Origin of the sequence: Bradyrhizobium sp. 44, from assembly GCF_023073095.1 — a bacterium.
Classification (GTDB): Bacteria; Pseudomonadota; Alphaproteobacteria; order Rhizobiales; family Xanthobacteraceae; genus Bradyrhizobium.
Map to the genome: position 1 here is coordinate 99,901 of NZ_JADPIY010000027.1, position 18,149 is coordinate 118,049.

Annotated in this window: 14 protein-coding genes and 4 pseudogenes; 2 read left to right on the forward strand and 16 right to left on the reverse strand. The window is 60.5% G+C overall.

Annotated elements, in window-relative coordinates:
• Positions 1–307 precede the first annotated feature (307 nt).
• The 4 genes from IVB41_RS25450 to IVB41_RS25470 form a co-directional block, all read right to left on the reverse strand.
• The gene (locus tag IVB41_RS25450) at positions 308–1,336 is read right to left on the reverse strand and encodes a TAXI family TRAP transporter solute-binding subunit (RefSeq protein ID WP_247436035.1); all 1,029 of its coding nucleotides are present in this window, start codon (positions 1,334–1,336) and stop codon (positions 308–310) included.
• 59 nt (positions 1,337–1,395) lie between these two features.
• Positions 1,396–3,054, reverse strand: a complete 1,659-nt coding sequence (locus IVB41_RS25455; protein ID WP_155809780.1) for a hypothetical protein — start codon at positions 3,052–3,054, stop codon at positions 1,396–1,398.
• A 1,463-nt stretch (positions 3,055–4,517) separates the two neighbouring features.
• A complete protein-coding gene (locus IVB41_RS25465) occupies positions 4,518–4,718 on the reverse strand; it encodes a hypothetical protein (RefSeq protein WP_247436067.1) in 201 nt (66 codons plus the stop codon).
• Between the two features lie 233 nt (positions 4,719–4,951).
• The gene (locus IVB41_RS25470) at positions 4,952–5,194 is read right to left on the reverse strand and encodes a DUF1127 domain-containing protein (protein WP_081747878.1); all 243 of its coding nucleotides are present in this window, start codon (positions 5,192–5,194) and stop codon (positions 4,952–4,954) included.
• A gap of 158 nt (positions 5,195–5,352) precedes the next feature.
• On the opposite strand from IVB41_RS25470, the gene IVB41_RS25475 reads away from it, so the two are divergent.
• Positions 5,353–6,927, forward strand: coding sequence for a winged helix-turn-helix domain-containing protein (locus IVB41_RS25475; protein WP_027568126.1), 1,575 nt, complete (start codon positions 5,353–5,355; stop codon positions 6,925–6,927).
• Between the two features lie 134 nt (positions 6,928–7,061).
• Here the strand turns inward: IVB41_RS25475 and IVB41_RS25480 are convergent, their stop codons facing one another.
• The 5 genes and pseudogenes from IVB41_RS25480 to IVB41_RS25500 all read right to left on the reverse strand — a co-directional run bounded on the left by IVB41_RS25480 (position 7,062) and on the right by IVB41_RS25500 (position 11,754).
• Positions 7,062–7,385, reverse strand: a complete 324-nt coding sequence (locus IVB41_RS25480) for a hypothetical protein (RefSeq protein ID WP_247436037.1) — start codon at positions 7,383–7,385, stop codon at positions 7,062–7,064.
• 157 nt (positions 7,386–7,542) lie between these two features.
• Positions 7,543–9,039, reverse strand: a complete 1,497-nt coding sequence (locus IVB41_RS25485) for a hypothetical protein (protein WP_247436039.1) — start codon at positions 9,037–9,039, stop codon at positions 7,543–7,545.
• Positions 9,040–9,204: 165 nt separating this feature from the next.
• Positions 9,205–10,020 (reverse strand): annotated as a pseudogene (locus IVB41_RS25490) (helix-hairpin-helix domain-containing protein); the annotation flags it as partial.
• Positions 10,021–10,299, reverse strand: a complete 279-nt coding sequence (locus IVB41_RS25495) for a hypothetical protein (protein WP_027568089.1) — start codon at positions 10,297–10,299, stop codon at positions 10,021–10,023. It abuts the pseudogene before it with no gap.
• 446 nt (positions 10,300–10,745) lie between these two features.
• A pseudogene (locus tag IVB41_RS25500) lies at positions 10,746–11,754 on the reverse strand (IS110 family transposase).
• A 203-nt stretch (positions 11,755–11,957) separates the two neighbouring features.
• On the opposite strand from IVB41_RS25500, the pseudogene IVB41_RS25505 reads away from it, so the two are divergent.
• Positions 11,958–12,089, forward strand: a pseudogene (locus IVB41_RS25505) (hypothetical protein); the annotation flags it as partial.
• A gap of 100 nt (positions 12,090–12,189) precedes the next feature.
• Here IVB41_RS25505 and IVB41_RS25510 read toward each other — a convergent pair.
• The 7 genes and pseudogenes from IVB41_RS25510 to IVB41_RS25540 all read right to left on the reverse strand — a co-directional run.
• Positions 12,190–13,258, reverse strand: a pseudogene (locus tag IVB41_RS25510) (IS1182 family transposase); the annotation flags it as partial.
• The gene (locus IVB41_RS25515) at positions 13,216–14,190 is read right to left on the reverse strand and encodes a tripartite tricarboxylate transporter substrate-binding protein (protein WP_247436041.1); all 975 of its coding nucleotides are present in this window, start codon (positions 14,188–14,190) and stop codon (positions 13,216–13,218) included. The pseudogene IVB41_RS25510 and the gene IVB41_RS25515, both read right to left, overlap by 43 nt.
• 25 nt (positions 14,191–14,215) lie before the next feature.
• Positions 14,216–14,932 (reverse strand): GntR family transcriptional regulator, encoded by a 717-nt coding sequence (locus IVB41_RS25520; RefSeq protein WP_051462809.1) that lies wholly within the window; start codon positions 14,930–14,932, stop codon positions 14,216–14,218.
• 23 nt (positions 14,933–14,955) lie between these two features.
• Positions 14,956–15,696, reverse strand: coding sequence for an SDR family oxidoreductase (locus IVB41_RS25525; RefSeq protein WP_027568085.1), 741 nt, complete (start codon positions 15,694–15,696; stop codon positions 14,956–14,958).
• A 24-nt stretch (positions 15,697–15,720) separates the two neighbouring features.
• Entirely contained in the window at positions 15,721–16,491 is a 771-nt protein-coding gene (locus tag IVB41_RS25530; protein ID WP_247436043.1) for an SDR family oxidoreductase, read from the reverse strand.
• Between the two features lie 15 nt (positions 16,492–16,506).
• A complete protein-coding gene (locus IVB41_RS25535; RefSeq protein WP_027568083.1) occupies positions 16,507–16,887 on the reverse strand; it encodes a carboxymuconolactone decarboxylase family protein in 381 nt (126 codons plus the stop codon).
• 26 nt (positions 16,888–16,913) lie between these two features.
• On the reverse strand, positions 16,914–18,149 hold the full coding sequence (locus IVB41_RS25540) for an ABC transporter substrate-binding protein (protein ID WP_247436045.1): 1,236 nt from the start codon (positions 18,147–18,149) through the stop codon (positions 16,914–16,916).

Here is an 18,149-nt window from a genome sequence, read left to right on the forward strand (position 1 = left end):
CCTGCGACTAAGAGCCCGGAGTTGTTAACGCTATAGAAAATTGTGTAGTCTCGGTCGTTTTCCGAAAGCTTGAACAGGTTCCAAGCGAGCGATGTTCGTCCAGTCCGACAACGGAGCAAGAGCTGAGCCGAATCTGTCGCTCCATCTCTGGGGCGGTTTATTGCGGCAATGAGTGGCGTGTAGTCCAGCGGCGAGTTGGTTTCGCTGACGACCCAATTGCCAATGGATTGCAATCCTATTTCCTCTGCACGCAGGCTTCCGCCCGTGAGGACGAGAACCATTAGAACTGAAGATGCGTTCCGCGTGTTCATTGCGGTGTACGCTGGGAGCGCGATTGTCGATCAAGCCACATTTGCGCCGAGGGCGATCGAGTCATTCCTGGAACACTTGCTGCGAGATTGATCGATTTCCATTTTGGATCGAATCCAGGTGCCTGCAATCGATCGATCCGGGAGAAGAGGTAATCCACGAACCGAGAGACACGTTGATAGCGGTTTGAGTTGGCGGGCCAATTGAAGGAAAGCAAGACGGCCGGGACTGCGATAGTAGAGACGCTTTCGTCTTGCTTGATTAGGTTGGGATAATCCGCGGCGGTTAGTGCGGATGGTAGGTAGTAGTCTTCGAACTTGCTATCGTAGGGAACCGGCAGAAATTTAAAGCCGGGATCCCAGCGTCCTCGAACGAATGCGTCGATCGGTTTGGACGTGATAAAGACCACTGCAGCCAGCTCTCCTTTGCGCATCTGTTCGAGCGCGACGGGATGGGGAATGAAAGTCTTTTCAACATCAATGCCGAGCCGACTGAGCACGAGGGGCCCGGTATAAGCTGCAGCTGTTCCGAACGTATTGAAATTGACTTTCTTGCCCGCGAGATCCTGGAGACTCTTTATTTCCGGTCGGACAAAGATATGAAGCTCCGAAGGAAATAAGTTTAAAACGTAAACGACGCGCTTAGCGATATCGGGAACTTGGGCCTTGTATTCTTCAAGTGCATCGGAATTTACAATCGCGAGATCGACGCCTCGAAGTTTTAGGAGTGCATTTAGGTTTTCTACGGGTCCTCGCGTGACAATCGGCAACACAAGCATATTCGGTCCGTCATCCACGACTCGGGCAATTTCCGCTGCAAACCTTATTGGCGCGCCTTCGAGCTGGCCGCCGGCGAGACCAACTGACCACGTGTTCATTCTGTCACTCAATGACTGTGGCGAATTGAGTTTCGAAGGGGCTGTTGCAGTTTGTGTCTCACTGCGATTGGGAAAAAGCGCCGCAATTGCCAGCAAAACGCCTCCCATGAAGCAGGTGCCGCGCGATGCTGAAAAACCAAACTTACGCACTAGTATCTCCCGAAATTTATCTGCAAAACATGCAAGCGGCCAAACTTGCATGTGCGTCGCTATCGCAGCGATTCCAACCGGTTCTTCGCCTCCACGACGCCGCCAGCGGCCGCCTTCAAGTAAAACTCGCGTGCTGCTGCAACATTTGGCCGAGTGCCAACCGTTTTCCAGTTTGATAAAATATGCGGGTCGTAGGTTTCCGCGATCACGAAGCTAGCCTGAGCGCTCCCCATTTCGGCGGCTCGGTCAAGAACAATCCGGGCTTCAGTAATGCTGCCTTGTAAGAGCAGGCCATTAGCGCGTGCTAGCAATCGCGAGGCCTCGGGGTTGACGTTTGGTTGGGCCGGGGCGCGCGGTTGCGTTGGGATAGCTTTCGAGCCCGCCGAAGTCGCCTCGCCTGCTTCTGCGCTGGAAGGGAATGAGGATGTCGTTGGAGGGACATTCTCGGAGTCGATAACTTGCGTTGCTTTTCGATCTGAGTAATTGTTTGCGGAAGGGGCTTCCCCTGTTTTCCTAGATTGCGCTGCCGCGTCCTTTCGAGCGGTATTTATTTGAGTTTCTAACGCAGCAGATTTTTGTCGCTCTGTCTTAAGCTCGGCGGCAAGCTTCGTTATTGTATTTTGCGCTTCGGTTGCCTCCGAGTTGGCTCTCTCGTACTTTCCCAGATTTTCGACAACATCATTTGTCAGCGCCACAGTTCTTTGGCGCTCCTGTTGCAGATCGGTCGTTATCGACTCCTTTGCGCTTTTAAGGAAATCTGTCTCTTCATTCGCCCTGCGTGCTTGCGCTGATATACCTTCTAACTCACTGCGTGCATTTGAGAGCTCGGCTGAAAGCGCTTTTGCCTTTCCCTGCTCTCGTCGAAGCTCTGACGCTGTTGTTTCGGCGTTTTTCTTGGAGTCGGCTAATTGCTCGACGTTAGTCTGTAGATTGCGGTGAGCAACATTCAATTCGGTTGTCAACGCATCTGCAGCCTGACGTTGCTGTTGCAGTTGAGCAAGAGCCGCTTCGATTGCCTTGTTGAGTTGATCGACGCGTTGCTTGGGCTCGCTCGCCTGGGCTGCCATTACTTTAACGTCGCGGCGGGCGGCATCGAGCTGCTCTTTCAGGGCGGCGATTTCGTGCTGTTGTCGTTGGAAGTCGGAAGCCATCGTGAGGTGCGTACTTGATTTCGCGATCCCGTCGTCCTCAAGTGCAGACCGCCTGATTGAGTCTTGCGACGTTGTGCTCTGCTGAGGCGTTTCAAGGGGCAGTGGCTTGCGGCCGTCTCGCTGGAATAGGCTTGCTAAAGCCTTCTGGAAAGTGAGGCGCCAATCGGATAGTCGCGCTGCTGAATGTTGAACGTACGGAGAAGATCGGATGTCCGGATGGGCGCCAAGGGCGATGCCCCCTACACCTATCGCTATCGCCAGAAAGATCCATCGTCGCGGTCGTCGCGAACATCGCTCGGCAGGATGGAGGCGTGTCGAAACTTGACCAACCAAGAAATCAAGTCTGGTTCGATCCGCATCCAAGTTGGTGTCGAGATCAGGGTTCTGGACACGTAGATATAAGGGTAAGGCCCGCCAATGTGTCGGCGTGATTTCGGTTGGCTCTCCACTTTCGTTGGCCCAGTAACCGGCAGAGGACCAAGAGACTTTTTCGAAAGCCTCCGTCACTTCGTCTTCAATAATAATTGGTTCTTGGTTCTTAGGTGCAGTCCCAATTGCGTTGCGCATGAAAGACTCATCCAAAATTTATAGTTGCGTTTCTTCTCCAATTTTCCAGCAGAGGTTGGGGGTAGTTTGCAAGAATGGATTAATCTATGACTTATTTTGGCGAGGAGCCTCAGGCTCATAATTTAATAAATTAAATCATATCCCTCTTTAAGCTGAGATTGCAAACCAATTGACCGGTGGGTCGGCGATCTCGATCGACAATCAAGGGATCTTGCTCGGGAGACGGAGTTCTCAACGACAGTTCCCAGGTCGGAACTGCTGAGGAGTACTGGTCGGAGTTCTTACCCCGCCTTCGCTATCGAACTTCACGTCAGTTCCCAATCTTCCAACCTTTGACCGTCAATTCCCCTGGTTTCATCCAAGTAGGGACGTACGCCTTCGCTGGCCACTTCCGAAATTCAACGTCGCGTTCGGTAAACACAATTCCAGCGGCGGCTGGTTCGCTCATCAAAACGGCAAGCGTTGCTTCAGACGCCAGTTCCGTTGCCGGCCAGGCTGCTTCGCCTTAGAAGGTGGGCCCGGCTCGGCATTGCAAAGAGCTACTTCATGGAATGGAATGGCCGGCCTGTGGCGTCGGTCAAGACCGGCTTTGCTTCGGGGGTCCGAATTATGACAAGCTGACCTCGTCAACTCTTTTGATGTGGGGCTATCCGTGGATTCTGGTTTCATCTGCAATTCGATCAAGCTGGGGCCGTCTAGCGCGCGGCCCCGAACCGGCGTGTGTCTTGGAACCGGCGCCTCCTTGCGATTGTGCTGGACGGCTGAAACCGGGGAGCACTGCGGAAGGCAGGCAGCCAAACTCTTTTTATGGCCGTTGCTCCTCGGCATTGAGGGCAAAGCGATGTGACGGCAGCGGGCGGCATCGCCTGTAACCTCGATAGCAGCGTCGTTCCACCGAAAGGACATCCACGGGCAACGGGCCCTCATTCAAATGCGGGGTGCTGGGCGTGGTCAAGGCCGGCGGAGCGGTCGCGGCTGGCGATAGGGCTCTCATCCTCCTCTTTTCGCGCCTCGCCGGCTCTGTAGGAGACTTCAGGAGGCGTTCGCCCTCGAGCGTTCGCGCTTTGCGCAGCCGTTCGCGGCGTTCGCGCCGCCGCTTTGCACGGTCAGGGGGCTGCCGCAGCGGAGGAACCTGCGTCGCAGCGACTATCGCAGCCGGAGCCTCCTCGACCAAAGGCGCCTGGATCGGTTCGGGCGCAGGGGGCGAGCTTCAATGAACTCGAGCGCCGCCCGTCCCTTGGCCGTGATCTGCCATTCGCCGCTGCTGCGTACGACCAGGCCGTGGGAAAAGATGTCGACATCAGGCAGCCGCGCGGCAAGGCGCTTGGTCCGGTCCGCCCATTCGAGGCCACTCGTCGCCAGGATGGCCAAGTCGCGCTTGAGGTCCTCATAAGGGCAAAGCCACCCGGATGGCTTACCAGGATCTTGGGGACAGTTACCTGGACACTCTCCCTCCGGATCAATCAGCGCCACATCGTGGGTGCGTGGGATAGGTCGTCGCGGCCGACCTGCCTGAGGCCATCGACCGAAACCTCGCCTCTGGTGGCGGCCTCCAGGATTTTCGACGCGACGTGAGTCCGCGCTCCGATCTCGCGGTGCGAAACGCTTTCGCAGACTTCATCGAGGACCGCGCGCAAAAGCGCGGTGGTTTCCGTGTCGAACATGAAGTTTGGGGATTCAGGCATGTTAAGCTTTGCGGAAAATGCGCGGAATCTAGTGAACCAGAAGCGCTGGAGATACCAAGCCGGCCAGCTTCCGCTTCGATACTCATGGCGGACATCGAGCCGGCCGCGTGTCGCAGTCCCCCGTGACCCATTCCGGAGGTCGGTGCCTGGGCCGCGACGCGGCTCGCGTTGACCAGTTCCCGAGGACCGTCCATCGCTGCCGGCCGTCGACATCATTCGGCCGATCGTATGCCTCGCGGGTCAGTATTTCGGTTTGAGGTCACGTAGTCGATCTCGCCATGCGTAATCCCGATATCCATCAACTCCCGATCACTCAGGTTGCAAAGATTGCGCCGCAGCCGATCCCATTTTCGCCATTCCTGAAAGGCCGTCCAACAATTCTTGGACGGGCCCACATTGCTCGGCTGCGCTAATGTCGTCTGGACCAAGCCCGTTGTCTGATAAATCGTGTTCATTGCAGCATCCTGGGTGCCTTGTTTCCACCCAGATAAGCTGCCAAGATTTTGTCCAACACGCTTGACGTGCTGCTTACATTTTCCTTACAGCCAGCTTATTCTTTACTTCCGATTTGTTGCCGGCTCCAACCGGCGACCGGCTACAGGGATTTCGCATCTTGCGCTATCTCTTCGAAGATTATGAACTAGATTGCGGCCGCCGCGAGCTATACCGCGACACAAACGTCGTTGCCGTGGCGCCACAGACCTTTGACCTGCTCGACCATCTCATCCGCAACCGCGAGCGCGTGGTTAGCAAGGACGAGCTCATCACCGCCATTTGGAAGGGGCGGTGCGTGTCCGATGCCGCGCTGACGACCCGGCTCAATGCGGCTCGATCCGCAATTGGCGATTCCGGGGAGGGCCAGCGTCTGATCAAGACGCTGCCGAGGAAGGGCTATCGCTTTATCGGTACGGTGCAGGAAACCGACAGAGCCCTAACGGTGGCAGTAAACGCATTCCAAAGGGAGACCGCTAAACCTGCCCTCACCCTTCCCGACAAGCCCTCGCTCGCCGTTATCCCATTCATCAACCTGAGCTCGGATCCAGAGCAGGAGTATTTCGCCGATGGCATGGTCGAGGACATCATCACTGGCCTTTCTCGGTCCAAATCCCTGTTCGTCATCGCGCGACAATCTACTTTTAGCTATAAGAGCAAGCCTATCGACATTAGGCAGGTCGGGCGCGAGCTAGGCGTTCGGTACGTGCTCGAAGGCAGTGTGCGCAAATTCGGCGATCGAGTTCGCATTTCCGGACAGTTGATCGAGGCCACGACCGGGGCCCATCTTTGGGCGGACCGCTTCGACAGCCAACTCAGCGATATCTTCGATCTGCAGGACCAAGTGACCAACAGCGTGATTGGCGCACTCTTTCCTCAATTGGAGCGGGCCGAGATAGAGCGCGCAAAACGCAAGCCAACCGAAAATCTTCAGGCCTACGATTACTATCTTCGTGCACTCTCAAGCTTCTATCAATTCACTCGCGAACAAAACATTGAAGCCCTCAGACTGACCCGCCTTGCCGTCGAGATCGATCCCGAATTGGCCGCAGCATACGCACTGGGGGCTTATTGCTGCCTGCAACGAAAGGTCTTCGGCTGGACGGTCGATGCGGATCAGGAACGCGATGAGACGCGAGGGCTGGCGAGGCGCGCAATTGAACTCGATAAGGAAGACCCAACTGTCCTTGTGAGGGTCGGGCAGGCTATCGCCGCCGTACTGTATGAGTTCGACGAGGGCATAACCCTTGTTTTCCAGGCTCACGAGCTCAATCCGAATTTGGCTGTTGCACGGTATACTATCGGCTGGGATCACATTCGCCGCGGCAATGTCGAGGAGGCGCTCAAGCAATTTCATGCCGGGGTGCGTTTAAGTCCCATGGATCCGTTCCTCTTTCTGATGCAAACCGGAATAGCGTGTGGGCATTTTCTGACAGATCGATACGAGGAGGGGGCATCCTGGGCCAAATCGGCTGTGCTGCACCGGCCCAATTATCTCATCGCTCAATTCATTCTGGCGGCATGTCACGCTTTGTCTGGCAGGGTCGAGGACGCCCGGATGATCGGAGCACGCCTGACGGAAGCGAGGCCGGCTGTCCGTGTTTCCGCGCTCGTTCCCAAGCTTGCTAGAATTTACAGGCCGGAGCACCTCGAAAAGATTGCGCGAGCCTGTCGTATCATGGGCCTGCCCCCCTAATTCCGTACGGTTGTTCGGGAAGTGCTGATCTCATTCAATTCCCATGACCGCGCACTTTGAGCGTTCGGTTCTGGCCCGCTGCATATGATCATGGCATTCCCTCACCTCCGACTTGCCTGCATTGAATTCCGGCGTCAGATCATGCTGCCGGGCAGAAAGGAGCGAACGCGCGGATGGCCATCGATATAGTGCTTCCATACCATAGTCCGGCCGGCGCGGTTCGGCTCCTTTATCACGGCGACCTCAGGAACCACGACCCACTCGCCTTCGATGCGGACGCGCCAATGGCCACGGTCAGATCCCCAATCGGCGTCAAAGACTATGTATCCATCGGCGTTCGTACAGCATTGCCCAAACTCACTCTGCAAGCTCTCGAACCATGGCTTCAGCAGCGAATTGGCGTAGCGTCCGTCATCGCGGGCGAGCACCGGTGTCGCGACCGCAATCAGGCCAAGCAAGGTCCGGGACTGACGGGAGCACACCTGGCTCCTTGGAAAAACTCCGCCTCGACCGGGTCGAGAGCAATGCGTCCAGGAAAAGAAGGATTGATTAAGGCGCACGGTCGATGAGCGGAATGCCTTCCGCGACGGTCCAGGTCTACGTGATTGATTTGATTTAGTCAGGATAGACGCCGCCTGCTTCCTTGAACGCCTTGAGCAGTGCATCGCTCCACAAGGCCATCGCCGCGGTTTTTTCCGGAATCCGCTGTGCCTGAAAGTACCAGCGTTTGCCGGTCTGTCCGACGCGGTCGAGCTCGTTCCTGCGGTCGCCCGCGATCTCATGGCCGATCATCAACGATGCGGTGCCGGGGGGAAGTCCGGTCTCGTCGAGTATGTAGTCCCCCATCGTGGAGCGGATGATGTGCATGGAGAACAGAGGGATTCCGCGCAACACATCCCGATGATTGCCCTCGCGCAGGCCGCGCATGTTGCGCAGATGATTGGCCAGTGCGGATCCAGAGACGGCGATGTCGCCGGCCTCGGACTGCATCACGCGCGAGGCGAACACCCACTTGCTCTTCCGATTCCAGATGCCGGCGCGCTCGGCCGCTCGGGTCCAATCGCGCTTGCAGCAACCGGCGATGTGCAGCCCGAACTGCGGAATGGGTAGCGTGAAGGGATTTTGCGCCTTCATGACTTCGGGCTGCCATGTCGCGAGGCCCCAGCCCGGCTCGCCCCGCGGGTCGGAGTAGTCGAGATCCTCCTGGGCGATCCACGTCCCGGAGCTCCGGCGGTGGCCCGTCAAGGCGTCCCACCACAGCCCCCAGCGCACGCCCGGCGAGATGCGCTCGTTGCCGCTGCGCGAGGCGCAAAAGCGTTCGTGCTCGGCCAGCAGCATGCCGAGATGCTCCACCTTGAAATCGTCCTTTTTCTTCGCCCGCGCCTTGTCGCGCACGACCTTCTTTTCGATCTCCTCCTTGGTCCGCCGGCGCCGCTCGGCGAGCAGCCACCATTTGCGCCCGGCGAGGCCGCTCTCCTTGCGCCTGAAGGCCGCCGCCCAGTTCAGAGCCGCTTGGCCGTAGGCGCGGAACTTGCGGTAAGCGTCGTAGCCGTATTCCTCGTGCAGCGCTTCCTGCACCTCTTCGAACCAGTTCTCGTCGAGGGAAGCGAGCAGGCGCGTCTCGTGCTTTTCGACCTCCTTGCGGCCGAAGATCTGGCGGACGTCGCTCTGGGTTTCCGCCGACGGATAGATCGGGCGGCCGGAGGAATCCTCGCGCATGCCGGCGATGTGGGCCTTGTATTCATCGGCCAGCCTGGCCCAGGTCCAGCCCGCCGGCGGCTCGGCCGCGTTCGTGGGATTGCCCATCCTGGCCCATTCGCGCTTGGCGGCTTCGCGCGCCCCGCGCAACCCAAGGATTCGTTCGCCTGCGGCGCTGCCCCGTTTGCGGCGCTGCGGCACCTTGCCCGCAGTCGCGGCCGGCATGGCGTCGCCGATCTTTATCGTCCGTTCGCGCGTCTTGACCAGCCATGAGGCCGAGTGGCCGCGGACCCGCAGCACCAGGTACGGCTGCCGCTTGTCGCAGAAGTCATGGATTCCCTTTTGCCCGTCCAGCGCGCGCTTGAGGGCTGTCTTGACGACCTCGGGCGTAAGGTCGAGCCGCACGGAGGACATCTTCCGTTCCTTTCCCAGGCAAGGAACGGGAATGTACCACTGCCGTACCATCGAAGTCCAAAATAGCGGTCGGCGCGAACGGGGGTAGGGGCGGTTTAGCGCACGGTTTCCGTGTTTTTCGCCGCCAAACCGCTGTACGAGCGCCCAGAACTACAAGAGGCGGGTAATCAGGGTCCGGCCCTTGTGTAAGCCGTCGGCCTCCAATCGCATCCCCTTCTCCGCCGCCAAGGCTTGGAGTTGCTCGATATGAGCGGCGGAGCCTGTCGCGAAGAGAAGGGCAGCGCCGAAGTGCTTTCGGTCGGACAGACGGATTTGCAGTCCGTCCCCCGGCGATGGCTTCGGTGCCTTTTCGGCCTTCGGTGCTTCCGCAACGATGGTGAGATCGCCGACGAGCTCGCAGCCTCGGCGGAAGTCGCCGGCGATCGTGACCCGCTTCAGCTCGGGTCGGGATTTACGGATCGAATCCTTGGCGTGTGCCAGCAGGGCGGCGGCACGGTGCAGGTGGAGGCGTCCTTCTCCGCTTTTCGCGATCGCCAGATTCTGCAGGATCTTGGTCTGCAGCGGGGCACCGAGCCCCTTGGCCTTCTTGATGCGATCGTCCTTCGCGGCGGCCTCCAATTCCGCCAGCGATGTGATGCCGAGGTCCTTGTAGAGCCGCAGCACCTTCTCGGGGCGGAGGCCGGGCACGGCGAGCATCTCAAGCACACCCGCGGGAATTTCCTTCCGGAGCTTTTCGAGACTCGGATGAGTACCCGTCCTGTGGAGCTTGGTGATGATGTCGGCGATTGCGTCGCCTACGCCCGGGATCTCGGTGAGGCGGTCTTCGGCAACGAGGACATCGAGGGGAACGGCAATGGCGGCCAGGCTATCCGCCGCCCGGGAATGGGCTTTTGCACGGTAGGGATTGCCGCCACGCAAGGCGGTGCGCTGCGCGTACTCTCGCAGAAGACTTGCCACAGAACGGGCATCGAGCGAAGCCATTCAGCGAGCCTCCCAGTCCGAGCTTTGCGGCGCCGCCGGAGCAAGGCGACCACCGGAGCGGTCACTTGGCCGGCGATCGAGAGAGGCCTCGAGCTTCTGGGCTGCGCGAAAGTCCTCGAGGTGCTGGACATTGGGGCCGTAGGCAGCCTCCTTCTTGAGGAGATTGTAGATCCGACCGGCCACCAGTTGCAGATGCTTCATCTTGCCCCGCGGCATGGATCTCGCCTTGCAGAGAGCTCGGACGGCGTAGGCGCGGAAATAGTCGAATGCGTCGGACATGATGTCTGTAAACGACAGTCTTCGTCGATAGTTCGTCCGCATCGGACGACTAATCCGCGACCAAGTGGGAACCGAGGGGTATGCGAAACTTTTCGGGCGTGCCACAGCGTATGAAAAGCCGATGTCAGCTTAACCGCCGATAGCGGACGCAGCGGAGCTGATTACGGCATGTCCGTTTTGGGCCATGTGTGGACGGCTCCGGGTTGGCAAGGAGAACCTTCACTTGCGGCGTTGGTCGGAGCAGCCATGTGTTCGGCCTTCTTGTGCGGTACTCATGACCGCTGGCCATAATGCCCTCCGCGGATCAGGTCCCGATCAAAAGCACGCATTCGAAGATGCCCTGGCCCATGTGGGTTGTCCTGATCGCCGGATCGACCGGCGCTGCATTGGTGCTGTTCGCCCTTCCAACCGTTACGTCACAGCCGGATGACCGGCTGTGATCTCGTTCACGCCGTAAGGCCGGCGGGTTCCTTGTTGGGTTCGTTCCTGGCCATCATCGCCCATGCCATCCGGGCGAGCTTATTGGCGAGTGCGATGGCTGCGACCTTGGTAGGGCGCCGTGCCAACAACGCAGTGAGCCAAGGCCGATGGCTTGTGCCATGGATCTTGGCATAGCGGATCACGGCGAGTGCGCCCGCTGTGAATAGGCTGCGTAAATAGCGATCGCCTTGCTTGCTGATCCGGCCAAGCTTGTCCTTGCCCCCACTCGAGTTCTGCTTCGGCACGAGCCCGACCCAAGCCGAGAAGTCCCGCCCCGATCGGAAGGTCTTGGCATCGGCAACGCTCGCGACTAGCGCCGTTGCCAGTGCTGGACCGACGCCAGGGATCGCATCCAGTCGCTTGCTCGTCGCGTTTGATCGATGCCAGGCAATAATGCGCCTATCGAACTCCAGGATTTGAGCCTTCAGTGCCCGCAACTGGCCGCCGAGAGCCGCCAGACACGCGCGGGCCACCTCCGGAACTCGGCGGTCGGCTGGATCGGCGACGACTTCTAACAGCTGTTCGACACCCCTGCGCCCGACGGGAGCAACAATCCCGAACTCGGCCAGATATGCGCGGATCGAGTTGATGACGGCAGTCTGCTGGCGAATGAAGAGATGGCGCACGCGATGAAGCATCAGACAGCTCTGTTGTTCGATGGTCTTGGTCGGCACGAACCGCATGTTGGGCCTTGTGACCGCCTCGCAAATAGCCTCTGCGTCGGTGCTGTCGTTCTTCTGCCGCTTAACGTAGGGGCTTCACATAGGCCGGAGGCATCAATCGCACCGTATGCCCCAACGCCTGCAGCTCGCGCGACCAATAATGCGAGGACGCGCAAGCCTCGATCCCCACGAGGCACGGCGGCAACTTCTCAAAGAAGGACAGCACCAAACGGCGATTGAGCTGACGACGTATGACCACCTGGCCGGCTGCATCGACCCCATGCACTTGAAAGACCGACTTCGCGATATCCAATCAACAAGACGGCGCTTACGATGCTGCGCTTCGAGCAACGGTTCAACGGCCGGGTCGCTCTCATGCGGTCCGTTCGACGCGACGAGCTAAATCCAAACGACCTGAAAGCGCGACTGACTGCCCACTTCGAAAACCCGATGCCCGATGTCGAAGCGAGCGCTGATGCATTGGCTTTGTGCGTCTCGGATTTCGAGCGCGCCGTGATGGGACGCTTGCTCCAGCTCGGCTGTAGCGTTCGACCGCAAGTAGGTTCGTTGGGTTATCGCATTGACATGGTGGTTGAAGGCGCCAACGGCCGACGGCGGGCGGTCGAGTGTGACGGTGACCGCTACCATGGTCCAGAGCAATGGCGGAAAGATATGCGCCGCCAACGTGTGCTCGAGCGCGTCGGCTGCGCTTCTGGCGGAGTTTTGCATCCAGCTACTAGCTCGACGGGCGGTACGGCAGTTGCTCCCCAGCCGGACAGCGATATGCGTCTTCCTCCGGCAAATGGACAAAATCCTGCTTGCCGAAGCGCCCCTCGGATTTGGCACCAGACGTCTGCGGCTTGGGCACAGTTACCGTGATGCCGACCTCGTGGCGCGCGAGGATCTCCGGACTGCTGAAGTAACCGCGATCGGCAACGACCTTGAGCGTCTCGGTCGTTAGAACAGCCTTCGCCTGCCTGGCCATATTGGCAAGCTGATCCCGATCCGAGCCACTGTTCGTTACCTCATGCGTGACAATCAGATGGTGCTCGGTATCCACGGCGACTTGCACGTTGTATCCGACAACGCCGGACCCGCGGCCGCTGGTAGCCATCGAGCGGCTGTCGGGATCAGTCAGGGAGATTTGCTGGTCGGCCGAAGCCAGCATCCGCTTTTCGTAAGTAGCAAGCTTGCCCATTTCGTCCTTCAGTTTTGTGAGCTTCTCATTAAGCCTCGTCACCTTCGCGGCCAGAGCTTCGGTCGGCTCGTGTCGGTCAGCCGTGTCAAGCTGGCTGATACCGCGCGGCCCTCTCCTCCAACTGAGCACGACGCCGTTCCACCTTCGCTCGTGTGAAGTTCTTGTCCCGGTTGTTCACGGCTTTGAACTTGCTGCCGTCGATCGCAACACTCGCCCTCGCCAGTAAACCCATCTCTCGGCAGAGTTCAACGAAGCGCGCACATACCTTGCGGAGTGCCAGGCCGCTGTCCTTGCGGAAGGCAATCGTCTTGTGATCGGGAGCGAGCCGACCCAGCAGCTACATCGCCTTGACATTGCGGCCGGCTTCTCGTTCGAGCCATCGGCTCGATTGCACCCGGTTCAGATAGCCATAAATGTAGAGCTTCAGGAGAACCGAGGGGTGATACGACGGCGGACCCGTTGCAGCCGGCTCCGCTTCCTCAAAGCCTATCTCAGCCGAATCGAGCGCATCGACAAACATGTCGATCACTCGAACAGGGTTGCGGCGACAAGACCTGCGTCGCTTCCTCGAGGTGTCTACTGCGGATGGATGCCGGCCGCCTTGATGATCCTTCCCCATTTATCGATCTCGGTTTTCAGGAACGTCTCGAGCGCTTCTGGAGTTGCACGCTCGCTCTCGACCGGCGCCATGCTGAGCTCGGCAAAACGGCTGACCAAAGCAGGATCCTTCAGCGCCGTCTGCAGCGCGCCGACGAGATGATCGACCACGGGCTTTGGCGTGCCGCGCGGCGCGTAGAGGCCGTACCAGGTCGTGACGTTGAATTCGGGGACGCCGGCTTCGGTCGAGGTCGGCACATCCGGCAGCGTCGCGACACGCGCCTTGCTGGTGATGGCATAGCCCTTGATCGTCTTCGACTGGATGTACGGCGTCGGCCCTGTCGCGGGATCGCAATAGACGTCGATATGACCGGCGATGATGTCGTTCAGCGCCGGTCCGCCGCCCTTGTAGTAGATCTGCGAGAGTTTCGTGTCGGTGGTGCTCATGAACATCAGGCCGCAGAGCTGTGAGGCCGAGCCGAGACCGACATTGCCGAATGTCATCTTGTCACCCTCGCTGCGAATCCGGGCGATCATCTCGCTCAAATCCTTGGCCGGGAAGTTCGGCAGCGCCACCAGGATCATCGGGACGTCGGTGACGAGCCCGATCGGGGCGAAGTCGCCGACGGGGTCGAACGGCAGCTTGGCGTAGAGGGAAGGCGCGGTGGCCTGGCCGACATGCATCAGCAGCAGCGTGTAGCCGTCAGGAGCCGCCTTGGCGACGCGGTTGGTGCCGAGCGTTCCGCCGGCGCCGACCACGTTCTCGATGACGACGGACTGCTTCAGCGTCGCGCTCATGGCGCTGCCTAGGATGCGCGCGATGACGTCGCCCGGGCCACCGGCCGAGAACGGCACGATCATCGTGACGGGGCGAACCGGGTAGTCGTCCGCGACCGCCGCGTCACCTGGGCAAAGCAGGAGGAACAGGATCAGCGATCGTACGAGAAACTTCATCGAACACTCCCTTGGCGGCATTGTTCTAGTCGTCGGAAGGCGCCGCCTCCTTGGCCGCCGACGATTTTTCGATCATGTCGAGCGCGGCCACCGCGGCCGCGTTGATGTGGTCGACGCAGCAGCGTTCGGCGAGATCGGCATCGCCGTTCTGGATCGCACGCCAGATCGCGGTGACTTCGCGAAGGCTCTTGTTGATCCGCTTCGGTTGCGACATCGACGTGATCCGCAGCAGCTGGATGCGGTCGTGCAGCGGCTTGAGCATGCGCTGGATAAACGCATTGCGGCAGCCGCCGATCAACGCCGCGTAGAAATCGGTCTTGGCTTCGAGGCATCCGATGAGGTCCTGGCTGGCCGCGGCCGCCTTCAGGCGCGTCAAGGCGTCGCCGATTCGGCGGGCCACCTCGGGGTCGTGAAGCCTGGCGCATTCGCGGCCGGCGAAGCCTTCGAGGACGGCGCGCGCCGCGTAGAGCTGCCGGGCTTCTTCGAGGCTGATTGTGGACACCACGGGGCCGCGGTGCGGGACCATATTGACGAGCCCGTCGGCCTCGAGCGCACGCAGCGCTTCGCGGATCGAGGGGCGGCTGACGCCCATCATCTCGCAGAGCTCGCGCTCGACCAGGCGTTGGCCCGGCTTCAATGTTCCCGACATGATCGCCTCACGCAGCTTCTGCGCCACCCTCGCCCGGACGGTCGGGACGTCCTCGATCCGGAGTGTCGACTGCAATTCGCTACGTCTTTCCATGTCCGGGTCCTGTTCGGGAAAATTCAGTACCGGTTTACAGGCAGAATCATCATTTCGGCAATTTGAACGTGGGCCGGCTGGTCGAGCGCGAAGACGATCGAACGGGCGATATCGGCCGGATCGAGCGCCATCCTGAACTGGTCGAAATAGTCCTTTTCCTTCTGCCGATCGCCGCGGTAGCGGGTCAAGATGATGTTGGTCCGGGTCAGGCCGGGCTGCAGCTCGGTCACCCGGATCGCGGTTTCCGCCAGTTCGCCCCGCAGGGTCTCGGTGAACATGTGCACGCCCGCCTTGCTGGTGCTGTAGGCGGCCATGTCAGGCACGATCCGGACCGCGTTGATCGAGCTGATGTTGACGATATGACCGGAATTGCGCTTGACCATGCCAGGGAGGATCGCGCGCGTGACGCGCATCAGGCCGATCAGATTGGTCTGGATGATATTGGACCAGTCGTCCGCGGAGCCGGCATCGAAGCGCGTCCGGCCGCCGATATCGTGGCCGGCGTTGTTGATGAGGACGTCGACCGGTTTGAATTGACCGGGAATGGCATCCGGCAGACCATCCACGGCCTTTGCATCGCTGATGTCGAGCTGGATCGGAAACACCGCGTCACCGGCCGTCGCTGCCAGCTCCGCAAGCGCCGTTGCATCGCGGTCGACCAGCACCATTCGACGGCCGCTTTCCAGCAGCGCCTTGGTGATGGCGCGTCCCATGCCGCCGGCGGCGCCCGTCAGCACGACGGTCTGGCCCAATTGTTCAGTCATCGCAGCACTCCCATTCCGATGCCCTCATGCGACCGACCAGCCGCCGTCGATCGGCAGGTTGGCTCCGGTGATGTCGTTTGCGGCGGGTCCGCAGAGAAAGACGACCATGGCGGCGACGGCATTCATCTCGATGAAGCGCTGCGTCGGCTGGCGTTCGCCGAGATATTCGTGCGTCATGTCCTCGACCGGACGGCCGCTATCCGCCGCCAAAGTGGCGATCTTGTCGAGGATGGCGGGCGTCGGCAGCGTGCCGGGGCAGAGCGTATTGCAGGTGATGCCGCTGCGCGCCGTCTCAATGGCGACGGCGCGGGTGATGCCCAGGATGGCCGTCTTGGTGGTGACGTAGCCGACGCGGTCCTCGATCGCGCGGCTCGAATAGATCGAGCCCATGTTGATGATCCGGCCCCACCCGCGCTGCTTCATCGTCGGCAGCGCCAGGCGGATCAAATGGAACGGCGCCGACAGGTTGACGGCCAGCGCCTGCTCCCAGCGATCGGGCGGAAACTGCTCGATTGCCGAGAAATGCCGGACCACCGCGTTGTTGACGAGGATGTCCACGGCCCCGCAACGGTCGAGCAAATCGGTCATCATGGCCTCGATCGCGTGACGTTGCGCGAGATCGACGCCGGCCGTAACGACCTCGACGCCGAAACGGGTGCGGAGATCATCCGCGGCCCGCTTCGGCGCAACGAGATCGTGAAGGACGATATTGGCGCCGGCACCAGCCAAGCCTTCCGCGACGGCCAACCCAAGGCCTGCCGTCGCTCCGGTCACAAGTGCCCATTTGCCCTTCATCGCAACCACGCTCCGCTATGTCTTGTCGAGTTCGGCGAAGACGTCCTTCGCGTTCCGGAACGCATCCACGCCGGCCGGCACGCCGCAATAGATCGCGACCTGCATGAAGACCTCGCGGATCTCCTCGCGGGTTGCGCCGTTGGCGAGCGCGCCACGGACATGGGTCTTCAATTCATTCGGGCGATTGAGCGCGCAGAGCATTGCTAGATTGAGGAAGCTGCGGGTCTTGCGCGTCAGGCCTTCGCGGCCCCAGACGTAGCCCCAGCAATACTCCGTGGTGAGGTCCTGCATCGGGCGATTGAAGTCGTCCGCGGATGCGATCGCCTTGTCCACGAACTCGTTGCCGAGCACGCTCTTGCGGATTTCGAGGCCGCGGTCGTAAGTCGCCTTATCCATGTTGTTCTCCGTTGTCTTGAGGCGGGTCAGCTCTTCGGCCAGAACGGCTTTGCCAGCGCGAGCTCGGGCGGGAACACCGTCACTGGTACGCCGGCCTGCCATTGCACGATGGTCATGCCGGCGCCGACGCGGCGTCCTTTCTCGTCGAACTTGATCTCGCCCAGCGGATAATATTTTGAGGGACCGCCATCCATGGTCCGCAGTGCCTCGCCGACCGCGACGCGATCGGCCTTGCCCGCCTTCTCCAGCGCATCCTTGATCACCCACATGTCGCCATAGGTGGAGATCGCGTTCTGCGTCATCCACGGCTCCTTGTAGCGGGTCTTCAATTCCGCGATCAGCGCCTCGTGGCCCTTGGCGCCCCAGCTCGCGACGCAGGTCAGCACGCCCTGGAGCAGCTCGGGGCTGACGGTTTGCAGCATGTCCGGCTCGGCGATCGCGATGCCGAACGAGATGGTCGGTACCTTGCCCTGGCCGAGGCCGAACTCGTTCATCTTCTCAAGCAGCAGCTTTGCATCCGATATCACCGTCGGCAGGAAGAACAGCAGGTCGGGTTTCGCCGAACGGATCTTCTGCACCAGCGAGGTCGCGTCCGCCAGCGGCGGTGTGAAGGTCTCGTCAACGATCAGCTGCAGCTGGTTCTCCGCCAGCAAACCCTCGCGCATCGCCTTTGCGGAGGCGATCGAGGCCCCGGTGTTGTCAGTCAGGATCGCGACCGTCTTCGGCCGCTTGCCGGCGGCCGTCTCCGCCAGCTTGATGAGCTGGGGCAGCGCCTGCCGTGCCTGCGAACCAGCGGTGGCCGCGGTCTGGAGTACGTATTTGAATCCGCGGTCGGTGATCAGGTCGGAATAGGAGAGGGTGAGGACGGGCAGGCTGGCGCGCTCGGTCACTTCCGTCACCGCAAGCGTGAACGAGGACAGATAGGCGCCGCTGGCCGCAACCAGATCGGTCTCCTGCGCGACCATGCGCTGGGCAGCGTTCTTGGCCTTCTCCGTGGTGTCGCCGGAATCGAGCACGACCAGCTTCAGCTTGGCGCCGCCGAGCGCCTTGATGCCGCCTTGCGCGTTGATGTGATCGACCGCCATCTCGGCGCCCTCGCGCATCACCGTTCCCGGGCGGGCGTAGAGCCCGGAGATCGGTACCAGCAGGCCGACCTTCACCTCGGATGGCTGCTGCGCCCAGGCGCGGGATGCGATCAGCGTGCCGGAGGCGCCGGCCAGCAATGTTCGCCGCGAGATCGTGATCTTGCTCTTTGCAGTCAT

Bases quoted from the DNA above. Each gene is read 5' to 3' on its own strand.
- IVB41_RS25455 (WP_155809780.1), bottom strand. From the start codon at position 3,054: ATGCGCAACGCAATTGGGACTGCACCTAAGAACCAAGAACCAATTATT.
- IVB41_RS25465 (WP_247436067.1), bottom strand. From the start codon at position 4,718: ATGTTCGACACGGAAACCACCGCGCTTTTGCGCGCGGTCCTCGATGAA.
- IVB41_RS25470 (WP_081747878.1), bottom strand. From the start codon at position 5,194: ATGAACACGATTTATCAGACAACGGGCTTGGTCCAGACGACATTAGCG.
- IVB41_RS25485 (WP_247436039.1), bottom strand. From the start codon at position 9,039: ATGTCCTCCGTGCGGCTCGACCTTACGCCCGAGGTCGTCAAGACAGCC.
- IVB41_RS25495 (WP_027568089.1), bottom strand. From the start codon at position 10,299: ATGTCCGACGCATTCGACTATTTCCGCGCCTACGCCGTCCGAGCTCTC.
- IVB41_RS25515 (WP_247436041.1), bottom strand. From the start codon at position 14,190: ATGAAGTTTCTCGTACGATCGCTGATCCTGTTCCTCCTGCTTTGCCCA.
- IVB41_RS25520 (WP_051462809.1), bottom strand. From the start codon at position 14,932: ATGGAAAGACGTAGCGAATTGCAGTCGACACTCCGGATCGAGGACGTC.
- IVB41_RS25525 (WP_027568085.1), bottom strand. From the start codon at position 15,696: ATGACTGAACAATTGGGCCAGACCGTCGTGCTGACGGGCGCCGCCGGC.
- IVB41_RS25530 (WP_247436043.1), bottom strand. From the start codon at position 16,491: ATGAAGGGCAAATGGGCACTTGTGACCGGAGCGACGGCAGGCCTTGGG.
- IVB41_RS25535 (WP_027568083.1), bottom strand. From the start codon at position 16,887: ATGGATAAGGCGACTTACGACCGCGGCCTCGAAATCCGCAAGAGCGTG.
- IVB41_RS25540 (WP_247436045.1), bottom strand. From the start codon at position 18,149: ATGACTGCAAAGAGCAAGATCACGATCTCGCGGCGAACATTGCTGGCC.